At 69.7% G+C, this 13,370-nt stretch carries 9 protein-coding genes; 2 read left to right on the top strand and 7 right to left on the bottom strand.

The features are described from left to right. Window positions 1-422: 422 nt before the first annotated feature. The 6 genes from IEY95_RS46825 to IEY95_RS46800 form a co-directional block, all read right to left on the bottom strand. Window positions 423-1,058, bottom strand: a complete 636-nt coding sequence (locus IEY95_RS46825; RefSeq protein ID WP_189192444.1) for a sigma factor-like helix-turn-helix DNA-binding protein — start codon at window positions 1,056-1,058, stop codon at window positions 423-425. A 553-nt stretch (window positions 1,059-1,611) separates the two neighbouring features. Next, window positions 1,612-2,814 carry an epoxide hydrolase family protein gene (locus tag IEY95_RS46820; RefSeq protein ID WP_189192443.1) on the bottom strand — a complete coding sequence of 401 codons (1,203 nt, stop codon included), beginning with the start codon at window positions 2,812-2,814 and terminating at the stop codon, window positions 1,612-1,614. A gap of 486 nt (window positions 2,815-3,300) precedes the next feature. After that, a complete protein-coding gene (locus IEY95_RS46815) occupies window positions 3,301-4,524 on the bottom strand; it encodes an RNA-guided endonuclease InsQ/TnpB family protein (protein WP_189192442.1) in 1,224 nt (407 codons plus the stop codon). Between the two features lie 1,108 nt (window positions 4,525-5,632). Next, entirely contained in the window at window positions 5,633-6,157 is a 525-nt protein-coding gene (locus IEY95_RS46810; protein ID WP_189192441.1) for a GtrA domain-containing protein, read from the bottom strand. A 133-nt stretch (window positions 6,158-6,290) separates the two neighbouring features. Beyond that, on the bottom strand, window positions 6,291-6,803 hold the full coding sequence (msrA, locus tag IEY95_RS46805) for a peptide-methionine (S)-S-oxide reductase MsrA (RefSeq protein ID WP_189192440.1): 513 nt from the start codon (window positions 6,801-6,803) through the stop codon (window positions 6,291-6,293). A gap of 678 nt (window positions 6,804-7,481) precedes the next feature. Then, window positions 7,482-8,681: an epoxide hydrolase family protein gene (locus tag IEY95_RS46800; RefSeq protein WP_189192439.1), complete on the bottom strand. Its 1,200-nt coding sequence runs from the start codon at window positions 8,679-8,681 to the stop codon at window positions 7,482-7,484. A 948-nt stretch (window positions 8,682-9,629) separates the two neighbouring features. On the opposite strand from IEY95_RS46800, the gene IEY95_RS46795 reads away from it, so the two are divergent. Then, a complete protein-coding gene (locus IEY95_RS46795; RefSeq protein ID WP_189192438.1) occupies window positions 9,630-10,046 on the top strand; it encodes an SsgA family sporulation/cell division regulator in 417 nt (138 codons plus the stop codon). 779 nt (window positions 10,047-10,825) lie between these two features. Here IEY95_RS46795 and IEY95_RS46790 read toward each other — a convergent pair. Beyond that, a complete protein-coding gene (locus tag IEY95_RS46790) occupies window positions 10,826-12,166 on the bottom strand; it encodes an aminotransferase class I/II-fold pyridoxal phosphate-dependent enzyme (RefSeq protein WP_189192437.1) in 1,341 nt (446 codons plus the stop codon). A 27-nt stretch (window positions 12,167-12,193) separates the two neighbouring features. Between IEY95_RS46790 and IEY95_RS46785 the strand changes: the two genes are divergently transcribed. After that, complete coding sequence (locus IEY95_RS46785; protein ID WP_189192476.1) at window positions 12,194-12,865, top strand: pyridoxamine 5'-phosphate oxidase family protein; 672 nt, start codon at window positions 12,194-12,196, stop codon at window positions 12,863-12,865. Window positions 12,866-13,370 lie beyond the last annotated feature (505 nt).

Raw genomic sequence — 13,370 nt, 5'->3', positions numbered from 1 at the left:
GGCCTGCGGGATGCCTCAGAACGGCTTTCATCGATGGCTTGCGGCACTTGCGGCACGGGTGCCGGCGGCTCACCGGCTCGTGCGGCGGGGGCCTGAGATTGCCGGAGGGTGTGGGCCGGTCACCTGGGGCCGACGTGCCCTTGTGTTCGTTCTCGGCCGCCAACCACCCTTTGCCACCGGCGCACATGGTGATGTCGGGGTCACGTTCCATCGCGCAGGAATCCGGCACGGACGGCGCGCGGCGCCGCGTCCCCTGATCAGTTCCAAAGGAGCAAGTCCTGGCCTTGCCGTGAATCTCCGGTCGCCGACGGCGATCAGAATGCCGACGCCAAAAGGCCGGGTGTTGTACGGCGCCGGGAGTCCTCGCCCGCAGTCAGCTTCTTCAGCCCCGCAGCCCGCTCGGGGCAGCCTTGGGTCCGTCGTCACTCGAGGAAGCCACGCCGGCCTGCGGCATCGGCGAGGATCTGCACCAGACGCAGGCGTCCCTGGCGCATGTGCGATGTCACGGTGCCCGGGGAGAAGCCCAGGATCTCCGCGATCTCCACGGGAGAGAAGTCCTCGACGTCGGCCAGGTACACGACCATCCTCAGCGCCCACGGAAGTTGCGCAAGCGCGGCCGTCACATCATGGTCGGGCAGCCGGTCCAGTGCCTGCACTCCGAGTCCAAGCGGAACAGGGAGACCAGGGCGTTGCCCTGCCGACCAGTTGGAGCTCGGCGGGCACTGCCGCGCGCCACAGACTCCCAGCGCGCTGTCGCCCAGGATCCGAAACATCCAGACCCTCAGGTCGGTGATCTCCACGCGCGACCCGAACGCATCGAGAGTGCGCACATACGTCTGCTGGACCAGGCCTTCCGCACCGGCGCGGGTGCACGTCATCTGCGTCGCGGCTGTGTACAACCGGTCCAGCAACGGCATGGCCTCGCGCTCGAACCGCGCGAGTTCGGCACCCGTGAAGGTTCCCGGTGGGCTTCGATGCCCGCCTGCGCTCTGTTCGTTGCCCTCGCCCGCAGGACCTTTGGCGCCGAGGTGACCGGTAGGGCAGGGGGTCCGGTTCACGTCTGCGGCTGTGCGGCGTCGTGAACGGCCAGGTGGCGGTGGCGGCCTTGTCCGGGACGTCTGAGGTCCCCCACGCGTTCGAGTGCCGCTCCCCCACGGTGCCGGCCTTTCGCGCGATAGGTGGTCGCCAGCCGCCACGGAGCGTCGATGGTCAGAGATGTTGCTGAGGGCATGGCGTTCTCCAGAACGGAAACAGAGTTCTTCCTGCCGACAGGGCGGACCGGCACGAAGCCCGGCCACCGGGCGGCCGGCACAGGATAGTCATCGGGTGGATCGTCGCGGTCCGCGGCCGCGCCTGGGTGCTCGGGTCCAGCGTTTGCCGAGGTACCCGTTGAGCATCGCGCGCCGGCGGGCGGTGCTTTCGCCCGCCTCATCAAGCGCGGCACGCTCGGGTCTGAATCGGCTCCTTGCCGGTGAGCGGCCGTCGGCCGGCACGTGGCGTGCGGCGTGGCCGCGTGGCCCGGGGCGGCCGAGTGACTCAGGGTCAAGTCGCTCGGCCGCCCCGTGGAGCCAGAGCCGGTGCCTGGGGTCGGGCACGGCCGGGCACGGTCTGCTAGCGAAGGGACCGGAAGCCCGCGCGGAGCTCGTCGACGAACAGGGCCGGCTGCTCCCAGGCGGCGAAGTGGCCGCCCACTTCGAGCCTGTTGTAGTGGACGAGGTTCGGGTACGCCTGCTCGGTCCAGCTCTTCGGCGGCTGGAAGAGCTCGTCAGGGAAGACGCTCACGGCGACCGGGAGCTTGACGCCCTTGGGAGCGAAGAACGGAGAGATCCGGTTCTCGGCGTAGAGACGAGAAGCGGAGACCCCGGTGTTCGTCAGCCAGTAGAGCGTGATGTTGTCCAGGACGTCGTCCCGGGACAAGCCCTCGACCGCCCCGTCGAACGCCCGGGAGATCATCTCCAGGCTCGCCGCGTCGTGGTCGAGCAGGAAGGCCGCCAAGCCGACCGGAGAATCCGCCAGCCCGGTCAGCGTCTGCGGGCGGGAAGCCATCATGTACGCGTAGTAGACGTGCTTGTAGAAGAAGTCCAGCTGCTCGACAGCAGCCTTCTCCTCCTCGTTCGCCAGAACGACGTCGGACGGCAGCGGGTTGCCGACCGACACGGCCTGCTCGATGGCCGGCGGGAACACGCACGCCAGATTGGTGTGGATGCCGACGAGGCCCTCGGGCTCATGCACGCCCATCATCTCGGTGATGAGCGCACCCCAGTCGCCGCCCTGCGCCACATACTTGGTGTAGCCCAGACGCTTCATCAGCTCGGCCCAGGCCACGGCGATGCGCTCGGGGTCCCAGCCGGTCGAGGTCGGCTTGCCGGAGAAGCCGTAACCCGGCATCGACGGGATCACCAGGTGGAAGGCGTCCGAGGCGTCGCCGCCGTGGGCCGTCGGGTTCGTGAGCGGCTCGATGAGCTTCATCTGCTCGATGACCGTCCCCGGCCATCCGTGCGTGACGATCAGCGGCAGGGCATCCTCATGCTTCGAGCGGACGTGGATGAAGTGGATGTCCAGGCCGTCGATCTCGGTGATGAAATGCGGCAGGGCCTTCAGCTTCGCCTCGGCCTTACTCCAGTCGTACTCCGACGCCCAATACCGCGCCAGTTCCTGAAGGGTGGCCAGCGGGGTGCCCTGGGACTGGTCGGCAACGGTCTCCTTCTCGGGAAAACGCGTCGCGACAATCCGCGCACGTAGGTCCTCGAGCTCCGCCTTGGGGAACTCGAACGTGAACGGGCGGATCGCTTCCCGGTCAGGGGTGACGGACATGTAGGCCTCCATGATGCCTCAGCTATGTGCAGGAGAAGGCGGGATTCGACACCGAGTTCGCAGAAGAGTCCGCAACTTGTCGATCCCGCCGGCCGGCGCTGCGGACTGTGGCCCGCTTTTCCTTCCGGCGCACTTCCATCATGGGCCGGGGCTGCCACATCGGTAATCTGGAAAGTGACCTAGATTCCGCAAGGGGTGGTGGCATTTTCTTCTAGGTAACGTGACGCGGTGCCACCGGAAAATGTCATAGCAGTCATGTGACGAGTCCCGCGCGGGCCACCGTGATGACGGACATGGAAAGAGAGTTGCCGCATCATCGTGTGCCGTCATCAAAAGGGATCACGCAGCAGGGCGAAAGCCCGGGACTCTTCCGTGCTTTCGCACCTCGCACCGACACCAGCACTATGGCTCGCTGACGTTCTTTGACTGCTCCCCTCTCTGAAGGGTGGAGGTTCCAGCCTTCAGGGTTGAGTGGGGATGTACGGCTCAGGCTGCCGTCTGGGCTGGCAGCCCAGACGGTCTTGCGCCCTCGACACCGTCCGGGTTCAGACCTGCCCGGATGAGCATCACGCGGGCGGAGTTCTTGTCCCGGGGGGACACGGCTCCGCATGCGGTGCAGGCATACGTTCGTTGTGAGAGAGGTAGTGCGTGCTTGGTTCTCGCTCCGCACTGCGCACAGTCCATCGTGGTGTGCGCGGGGTGCACCAGGCGGATGTCCCGCCCGTGCTTGCGGCCCATCTCGATCAGCGCCTTCTTGGTGGCGCCGATGGCGGCGTCGGCTGCCTTGCGGGCCATGGTGGTCTTCGCGAGGAACTTCGGCCTGAAGTCCTCCACCGCCACAACGTCATGGTCGCGCATCACGGACTTCGCCCACTTGCGGGCGGCGTCCTCACGCTGCCGGGCGACCTTCTTGTGCACCTTCGCGACCTGTGCCTGTGCGGTGCGGTATCCCTTCGACGCGGGCTGCGCCTTGGGGCGCCGGCGGCGGGCCATCATGCGCTGGTAGCGGGCCAGTTTTTGCGCGGCCTTGCGGCCGTGCCCGGCGTGCGGCAGATCGTGGGCATAGGAGGTGGTGGTGGCAATCTCCTTCACACCCCAGTCCACCCCGAGCACCCGGCCGGTCGCCGGCAGCGGCTGGACCAGGGCAGGTACGACAAAGGACGCGTACCAGTGGCCGAGCGTGTCCTGGTACACGCGCACGCTGGACGGGACGGCCGGAAGCTCCCGCGACCACACCACCCTCACCACGATGTTGTTGGCCAGGTGCAGACGGCCGTCCTTCAGGCGGAAACCGCGCCGGGTGTAGTTCAGGCTCGGCCTGCTGTCCCGCTTCGTCTTCCAGTGCGGCATCCCGGCACGCCGATTCGGAGGCAGCCGGTCCTCGATGTCCTTCAGGGCCTTCCCACGGGCCTTGGCGAAGTCGCGTACCACCTGCTGCTGCACAACGCTCGCGCCCTCGGCCAGCCACGGCGTCACCCTCCGCGCCTGGGTCAGCATCCTGTCGAGCTGCGCCGGACCGCACGTCAGCTTCTCACCCGTCGCCTTGCTCTGCCGGTGCACCGCCTTGGACCTGGCCACGCACTCGTTCCAGATCCACCGGCACCGCGCCCACTCGGCTTCCAGCGCACGACGGGCCGTCGCCGACAGGCGCACACGGAACGTGTATCGGGCATGGCCCACACCCTCCGATACCTGCGCTGCCGTCGTCATGCACCCGAACCTACCGGCAAGGACTGACAGTTGAGAGTTCTCGATCATCTGGGCTGCCGCACCGCGTCGCGGGGTGGACGCCAGATCGCCCCGGCGGCGATCCTGCAATCCCTGCCCTGCTCCACAGGAGTCCGATTCCTCCCCGGCCTGAACGCCAGGGCCTCCTCGGAGGAAGCCGGTGATCCTCGCGCATTGCCAAGTGGCCCTCGATCGGCACCGATTGTGGAGAGTCATTCCCCAGCGCACACAAAGATGCTTCGGTCACCGATGTCTTCGACGCATCGGCATCGTCGGTCTCTGCCGTGAGGTACTGGTGGCGGGCCAGGCGCGCAGGGCGACCTTGACCGTGCAGGCCGGGTCACCGGTCCGCGCACCGGGACGGGAGCGGGCCAGGTGCTTGATCAGCTCGGCGGGGGCCGGGGCCGGGGCGCGTAGCTGCGGCTGTTGCGGCGGCGAAGGCGTCGACGGGGGCGGACTCGCCGCCTGTCCTGCGGGCCCGGCGGTCGGGGCGGCCACCTCGGTCACGATGACCTTGGTTCTGCCGCCGGTACCGGGCGAGTTCGCAGCCGTAGGCTCCGCTGCCCTCGACGTCCACGGCCTGGTGACTGCCGGTCCGCCGCCGACGAGAGCGCATTCCTACGTCTGTGGGCAGGGCCGCGCTTCGGCTCGGGAGGTCGTCCGGCTGCACAGCCGCCGAGCGGTGCGAGGGCGTAGCGGTGGCGAGGGTCGACGGCCGTGAACTGCCCGCCGGAGCTTCGGTGAGGCTTTCGGGTTCGGCGGTGGGCCGTCGGCACAGTGCGGCGGCCGTCCACTTCCCCCGACATGCGGGCAGCGGGGTGGGGCCGAACAAGGACAGCGGGCAGCTCTGTTGCAACAGAGCTGCCCGCAACACCGTGAGGGTCCTCGCCTGCTTTCAGGCGGGGACCCTCACGCGGACACGACACCACCGTCATGCAGATGCCGTCCCCGTGCCCCGTAGTTGGTTGGTGGACACTCGATTCGGACCGGTGGCGGAAAGTACGGAAACCCGTGAGCCGCTTCGGTCTCCGGGAAGAAGTCACAGACGAGTCCGACGGCCTTGCCCGGGGGCGAAGATTTTGGGGCGGGGTCAGGCGGCGTGGTGGAGCGCCACGGTATCGGCGTGTGCGGGGTCGTGGGCCACGGTCGCGTGCGCGAGGCGGGCGGTGCGGTCGATGGCTGCGCTGTGCGGTCGGTGCCGCGCGAAGACGACGAGGCGCAGCACCGCGAACCGCGCGATGCCGGCGAGCGCGGAGGCCGACAGGTAGACGACCTGCTCAAGCACCGCGCCGGGTTCCACCACGAGTTGCTGCAGGACGAACATCGCCGCGCAGGTCCCCACGTAGGCGGCCGCCGCGGACCCGGCGGCCTGCGCATGCTGGCGCCGGGTCGCCCGCATGCCCGCACCGAAGGTGAAGCGGGCGTGCAGCTCGGTGGCGAGGAGCGTGGAGACCACGGCGATCAGGGCATTGGCCAGACTCCAGGGGATCCAGGAAGCCAGGGCCGCCACGGCGAAGCTGGAGGCGAGCCCCACTGCGCCGCCGCAGAGCACGAAGCGGGCGAAGGCGGTGGTGTTGCCGGGTTCCCCCTGCTGCTGTCTCTGCGCTGTGCCCATGTTCTGCCCCCTGTGATCGCCCGCCCCGCAACGCGCACTTCCCGGCCTGCGGGGCCTTCGCGCGTGTTTGTGACAGAGGAAATGCCGTGCCGTGGGTGACGGGGTTCTCACCGGGGCCGGCGGAGCTGCAGGATCAGGAATCTGCCCGCTTCGGCAGCCGCCAGTTCGGGCGCGGAAAGTGACAGGTGTAGCCGTCCGGATAGCGCCTCAGGTAATCCTGATGCTCCGGCTCGGCTTCCCAGAATGTGTCGGCCGGGACGACTTCGGTCACCACGCGTCCCGGCCACAGGCCCGATGCCTCGACGTCCGCGATGGTGTCCTCGGCGATGCGCCGCTGCTCGTCGTCGTGATAGAAGACGGCGGAACGGTAGTCGACGCCGACGTCGTTTCCCTGCCGGTACCTCGTCGTCGGGTCATGGATCTGGAAGAAGTACTCCAGGATGGTGCGGTAGTCGGTGGCGGCAGGGTCGAAAATGATCTCGATCGACTCTGCATGGTTTCCATGCTCGAAATAGGTCGGATGGCGCATGATGCCGCCGCTGTATCCCACCCGGGTACTCACGACGCCGGGGAGCGTCCGGAGCAGATCCTGCATGCCCCAGAAACAGCCGCCCGCAAGCCATGCTTTTTGCTGGAATTCACTCATAACCTGTTCGTCCTTCTTCTATGTTCGGGAACACACGCGCCTACCGTCCGATGCCCCTCCAAGGCGCCGGCCCACAAACGCTCAGGCGTCCTGAGGTGCTTGTGGGCACCTCACGCACCCGGGGCGGTTCGTACTGCTGCGGTCCTGCCGGCGGCAGACAGGGCGGCACGAAGGCCCCGTTCGTAGGCCCGTGGCCCCACGCGACCACCGTCTGCGCCCATGACCACACCAGGGAGGGTTCCGGCCATCCGTCAGCACAGGACGCCGGCCGTCCGGGACGCTTCACGGAACCCGGCGGAGGCCGTCCGGGCATCGCACGGACCATGCCGATCGGTCTGTTCGGGTGTATCTGTCGCAGGCGACATGCTCTGCCCACCTTTTTGGGGTGTCTCATCCGCGCCTGGGGAAGGTGGGGAGTTCACGAAAAAGGGCGGTCCCGCGCTTCGGTCCCGCGCTGTCGGGAGCAGGGCCGGAGCCGGGGAGGGGTTACGGGACCACGCCGCTTGAGGGGGCCGTATGAGGGTCGGCCCGGTACCCGGTGTTCAGGCGTCGGTGTTCAAGAGGATCGCGGACCTGGCGCGTGCGGCCGGGTGGCCCGGGGCGGCCGAGTGGCTCGAAGAGGAGCCGCTCGATCGCCCCGGCGGGTTGCAACTCGTGCAGTCGTTGGTGGACGACGGATTACCGCAGGGAGCGGAAGCCCGCGCGGACCTCGTTCACGAGCTGCTCCGGCTGCTCCCAGGCGGCGAAGTGGCCGCCCTCGTCGAGCCTGTTGTAGTGGACCAGGTTCGGGTACGCCTGCTCGGCCCAGCTCTTGGGGGCTTGGTAGACCTCGTCGGGGAAGACACTGACGGCGACCGGGATCTTGACGCCCTTGGCGCCGAGGAACGGGGTCTTGTTCTCCGCGTAGAGACGGGCCGCGGAGATCCCGGTGTTCGTCAGCCAGAACAGGGTGATGTTGTCCAGGACGTCGTCTCGGGTGAGGCCTTCGACCTGTCCGGCGAAGGCGCGGGAGATCATCTCCAGGCTCGGCGCGTCGTGGTCGAGCAGGTAGGCCGCCAGGCCGACCGGCGAGTCCGCGAGGGCGGCCAGCGACTGCGGGCGCGAGGCCATCATGAGGAACTGGGCGATGTTCTGGTACAGGTGGCTGACCTGCTCGACGGCGCGCTTCTCCTCGTCGCCTGCCAGGACGACGTCGGACGGCAGCGGGTTGCCGACCGCGAGGGCCTGCTCGACGGCGGGCGGAACGGTGCCGGGCAGGTTGACGTGGATGCCGGCCAGGCCCTCGGGCTCCTGCACGCCCATGAGGTCCGAGATGATCGCACCCCAGTCGCCGCCCTGCGCCACGTACTTGGTGTAGCCCAGGCGCTTCATCAGCTCGCCCCAGGCACGCGCGATGCGCTCGGCGTCCCAGCCGGCCGCGGTCGGCTTGCCGGAGAAGCCGTAGCCCGGCATCGACGGGATCACCAGGTGGAAGGCGTCCGAGGCGTCGCCGTCGTGGGCCGTCGGGTTGGTGAGCGGCTCGATGATCTTCATTTGCTCGATGATCGACCCGGGCCAGCCGTGCGTGACGATCAGCGGCAGGGCGTTCTCGTGCTTGGAACGGACGTGGATGAAGTGGATGTCCAGGCCGTCGATCTCGGTGATGAAATGCGGCAGGGCCTTCAGCTTCGCCTCGACCTTGCGCCAGTCGTACTCCGTGGCCCAGTAGCGGGCGAGTTCCTGCATCGTCTCCAGCGGCACGCCCTGCGAATGGTCCGCGACGGTCTCCTTCTCGGGAAAACGCGTCGCCGCGATGCGTGCACGCATCTCCTCAAGCTCCGACTCCGGGAACTCGAACGTGAACGGACGAATTGCGTGCTGGTCGGGGGTGACGGACATGGTGGTCTCCTCGATGTCTACGGTATGTGCAGGAGAAGGCGGGATTCGACGCCGAATTCACAGACGTGTCCGCGCTCGTTTCTCCCGCCAGCCGAAGCGGGGACCGTGTGGTCAGCCCTGCTTTCCGGCGCACTTCCATGATGGGCGGGGGATGCCGCCCAGGTAATCGGGAACGTGACCTAGATTTGGCAGAGGCGGTGTCGTGCTTCCCCGGTCATCTGACGCGGTACGTCACCGGTGTCACGGCCAGTCATTCGACCTAGCCTCGGTCTTTCGTGACGGTCGGTCGGTTTCTTCAGCGGGCCGTCTCAACAGTTCGGGCCGGTCGCTCGCGCCGGGTGGGCGCGTGCCGGCCCCCTTTTTTGCGGCCCGGCAGGGAGAGTTCACTCGCCGCCACGCCGGTGTTGTGGGGCGGCCGGGGTCCGAGAGGGCTTCGGCCACTCATCGCACGGCGGTCAGGGCGCTGGTGGCGGTGGCCGCTGCGGTATGGACATTCCGGCCAGGGTGCCCGCCTGGCCCGCCGCGTCGCCCTGCACCTGCCCGAACGCCGGCCCTGGAGGCAGGGCTTCACCCGGCCCTTGAGCACCGTGCACCCGTCATCAGCTCTTGGACTCCTCGTGCCCGGCTCCGCGCGAAAGGGCCCGAGCCCGGTGGGCAAGGGGAACAGCCGGGCAGGCCGGCTGCCGCCCCATGCCCCGGGCCAGCCGCGGTCCTGTCGGCTCGGATGCCATCACGGCGGAATCAAGTCGGTCACCGGGCTGAGCCGTTTCTCTCCTGCCCGGCCGTCGCCCGCTTCATCACCTAGGACGCGGTCTTCAGTCAGCTGACTGATGCCCAGGGTGTGTCCCGGGAGCCAAGGTGGACGAAATTCCCGCATCCTGAAAGGGACGCCGCCCCATGCCACACGAGAAGCCCGGCCTTTCGGCTCGCGGCCGGTCCGATCACCGCATGCGCCCGCTGCGCCTGCGTGTCGACAGGATTCTTTGTCCGTCGTCCCGTACCCCGCTCGAGGTCGAATTCCATTACACCGAGGCGGACCCTCTCGTCGTGCTGATGGAACTGCACCCGCCGGAGGGTGGTGTGGTCCCGTGGACCCTCTCACGCGACCTGCTCTTCGACGGCACCGAGGAACCGAGCGGCATGGGGGACGTGCGGCTGTGGCCGTCACTCGCCCGAGGGCGCCGCGTGGTGCACATGAGGCTGGAGGGACATGACCGGTCATGCCTTCTCCAGATCGACCGAGGGCAACTGGAGAAATGGCTGCTGGAGACCTTCGACCGGGTCCACCCCGGCACGGAGTTCTCCTGGATGGACTGGGACGCCGGTGTGGCCGCCCTCGTCGAGGGGAAGCGGAACCAGCCGTGAACCAGGCCGCGGAGCGGACAGGCCAGGACGCGCAGCGACATGTCGCGTGCAGGATGCCCCTCGGTGGCGAAGCTGCTCCACAGCCCGGCCCTTGACGGGCACTGGACGTCGCCCGCCGGGCGTCGACTTCCCGTGCAGGTGCGCGCTGTCCTCGCCCGTCACCGACGCAGGCTTCGGCACCCGCTCCCCTGTCATCGGTTCACCGCGGGCTGCGTCCTGCGCCGCGATGTCATGCAGCGGTTCCAAGGCCAGTACACGAGTGACGAGGAGCACCGTACGGAGATCACCGCCGGTGCACTGCGGTCCGGCGAAAAGCAGCTCACCGGTGGGCCCCGGCGCTCGTCGTCACCGCGCAGGCCGACATCGTGCGGGACGAGGGTGAGGCCCACCGCGGCGCAGCTGTCCGCTTGCGGGTGTGCCGGTCACCGCGACCCGCTACGGCCGGAGCACCCACGGCTTCGTCATGCCCGACGCGCTGTCGGCCACCCAGGCGGCCCGCGGGGCGACCACAGGCCATCGCCACGCTCAGGCACGCTCTGGGCACTGGTGGTGCGGCCTTGCAGGTTCCTCGGCCGTGGGCGGCTGCCGAAGGCCGCCGCCCGTGCGGTGGTGCGGGTGCACGACCATGTCCGGTGGTCGGTCCCGAAAGAAGATGCCCGGGGCGGCGCTGTCCTGGCACCGGCTGTCGCCCGGCGGGCCGGGGGAAGGCGTGGCCGTTCTCGCCTCGGTGCCCCGGGGTGCTCGGCGGACGCCGCCGACCCGGCGCCCTGTGCCGCCCGTCAGCCGAAGCGCCCGGTGCGGTGCGGGCGGATCGCGGTGGTGACGGCGTCGGCCAGGGCCGGCACCTCATCCACCGTGAGAGGCGAGATGGTGATGCGGATGCCGGGCGGTGAGGAGAGCCGGAAGCGGGCTCCGGGTGCGACCGCCCAGCCGGCCTGCAGCAGCCGGGTCACCGCCCCGGTCTCATCGGGTACCGGTACCCAGACGTTCATGCTGCTGCGGCCGTAGGCCGTCACCCCGCGGTCGGCCAGGGCCTGCACGAGAGCGTCGCGGCGCGCGGCGTAGGCGGCGGACACCGCCGCGACGTCCACGGCGCCGGTGCGGCACAGATGGGTGACGGTGTGCTGGAGCAGGTGGCTGATCCAGCCGGGGCCCAGGCGGTAGCGGCCGCGGATCCGGTCGACGGTGAGGGCATCGCCGGTGAGGACGGCCAGGCGCAGGTCGGGGCCGTAGGCCTTGGCCATCGAGCGGACGAGCATCCAGTGCCGGGTGCTGCCGGCGAGCGGGTGGAGCGGCAGTTCGGTCAGTCCGTGCACGTGGTCGTCGTCGATGACGAGGACCTGCGGGTGGTCCGCAAGGACGGCGCGCAGGTCCTGGGCGCGGGCGGCCGAGATCGTGGCGCCGGTGGGGTTCTGGCCGCGGTCGGTGACGATCAGTGCCCGCGCCCCCTGCCGCAGAGCCGCGTCCACGTCGTGCGACAGGGGGCCGTCGTCGTCGACGCCGACCGGGACCGGCCGCAGCCCGAGGGCGGGGGCGAGATCGAAGAGGCTGCCCCAGCCCGGGTCCTCCACCGCCACCGCGTCGCCGGGCCGCAGATGGGCGACGAGCGCGCGCTCCATGGCGTCCAGCGATCCTGAGGTGAGCCCGATCGGGCCGTCGGGGACGCCGTCGGCGTCGAAGGCGGCGCGGGCCAAAGAGCCGAGCTCGTCATCGACCGGGGCGTGACCGTACAGCGTGGGCTGTCGGGCGTGCCGGGCGGCAGCCTCGGCCAGCGCCTCGCCCAGCGGGGGCAGCAGCGCGGTGTCCGGGTTGCCGGCGGACAGGTCGCGTACTCCGGGCGGCACTGTCAGGCGGATCTCGTCGTGCGCGGTGACGGCGGGGCGCGGCCGCACCCGGCTGCCGCGCCGGCCCGCGGTCTCGATGACGCCGCGGTCGCGCAGCACGCGGTAGGCGGCGGCGACGGTATTGGGGTTGACGCCGAGTTCGGTGGCGAGCTCCCGCAGCGGTGGCAGCGCGGCGCCCGGCGCGAGCGTGCCCTGCCCGACGGCCTGCTCGACGCTCGCCGCGATCTCCGCCGCCCCCCGGCCCGTAAACGTATACTCTGCTACCACAACACCCATTATGAACTAGTTCGAAAGGATTGCGTTATATCTTCCCCGCACTCCGTCGGCGGCACGTACGCCGCCACCGACCGCACCGTCCCGACCCGCATCCGCAGGCACGCCTCCTACGATCGCGAGCTGGTGCACGCGATCCTCGACGCGGACTACCTCTGCCACCTCGGCTTCATCCGCGACGGCGCCCCCGTCGTGCTGCCGACCCTCTACGCCCGCGTCGCGGAACGGCTCTACATGCACGGCTCCGCCGGCTCCCGGCCGCTGCGCTGCGCCGGCGAGGACACCGGGATCGCCGTGTGCCTGACCGTCACGCACGTGGACGGGCTCGTGCTGGCCCGGTCCGCCATCCACCACGCGATCAACTACCGGTCCGTGGTCGTGCACGGCGTCGCCCGCCAGGTCACCGACCCCGCCGAACGCTCCACCGCGCTGAACGCCCTGATCAACCACATCGTGCCCGGTCGCGCCGCGGACTCCCGCCCCGCGAACGCCAAGGAACTGGCCGCCACCGCCGTCGTCGCCCTCGACCTGAACGAGGTCTCCGCCAAGGTGCGCACCGGTGACCCCAACGACGACCCCGAAGACCTCGCCCTCCCCCACTGGACGGGCGTGCTGCCCGTCCAGCGCACCTACGGTACGCCGGTACCCGCCGGCGACCTCGACCCGTCGGTCACCGTCCCCGGCTACCTCACCCAACGCTGAAGGAAGCCCCGCGCAGCACCCTGCGTCCCCGGGACGCCGCCGTCGAGGACAGCGACGGGCAGGAGGGGCTGCGCCCCTGGCCCGCCAGCAGCGACGAGAGCCTGTGACGGCCGGCAGTGACTCCCCCACGCGGCACGGGCGACCTGCTGATCGGCCGGGACCCGGAGGCGGGGCGTCCTGCGTGAGCCGGCAGGCGGGGCCTGCCGCACGATGAGGCGAATGAAGCCCCGGCACCTCCCGGAGCCCGCAGGGCGCTCGCCGAGGTTCCAGGCGCGCACGGGGGCGCTCCCGCCGCAGGTCTGCGGCGGGAGCGTCCCGTGTGCGTCGGCGTGTCAGAACGCCGGGGGGTCGGTCAGCTGCGCGGCAGGGCGACGTCGGCCTTCGTCGGGCTGCCGCGCTTCACGCTCGCCTTCTTGCTGCGCTTGCCGTGTCCGTCGTGGGTAACGGTGACGGTGACGGCCGGCGCGGTCGCCTTCAGCCACACGTCGTACACGCCGCGGCTGTC

It is taken from the genome of Streptomyces albiflavescens, from assembly GCF_014645835.1.
In the GTDB taxonomy this organism is placed as follows: Bacteria; Actinomycetota; Actinomycetes; order Streptomycetales; family Streptomycetaceae; genus Streptomyces; species Streptomyces albiflavescens.
The sequence above is the reverse complement of the archived record's forward strand: the minus strand, read 5'-3'. Positions and strand labels throughout refer to the sequence as shown.

What these genes read in the sequence shown, in the direction of transcription:
- IEY95_RS46820 (WP_189192443.1), bottom strand. Translation starts at nt 2,814, where the DNA reads ATGTCCGTCACCCCTGACCGGGAAGCGATCCGCCCGTTCACGTTCGAG.
- IEY95_RS46815 (WP_189192442.1), bottom strand. Translation starts at nt 4,524, where the DNA reads ATGACGACGGCAGCGCAGGTATCGGAGGGTGTGGGCCATGCCCGATAC.
- IEY95_RS46810 (WP_189192441.1), bottom strand. Translation starts at nt 6,157, where the DNA reads ATGGGCACAGCGCAGAGACAGCAGCAGGGGGAACCCGGCAACACCACC.
- msrA (WP_189192440.1), bottom strand. Translation starts at nt 6,803, where the DNA reads ATGAGTGAATTCCAGCAAAAAGCATGGCTTGCGGGCGGCTGTTTCTGG.
- IEY95_RS46800 (WP_189192439.1), bottom strand. Translation starts at nt 8,681, where the DNA reads ATGTCCGTCACCCCCGACCAGCACGCAATTCGTCCGTTCACGTTCGAG.
- IEY95_RS46795 (WP_189192438.1), top strand. Translation starts at nt 9,630, where the DNA reads ATGCGCCCGCTGCGCCTGCGTGTCGACAGGATTCTTTGTCCGTCGTCC.
- IEY95_RS46790 (WP_189192437.1), bottom strand. Translation starts at nt 12,166, where the DNA reads ATGGGTGTTGTGGTAGCAGAGTATACGTTTACGGGCCGGGGGGCGGCG.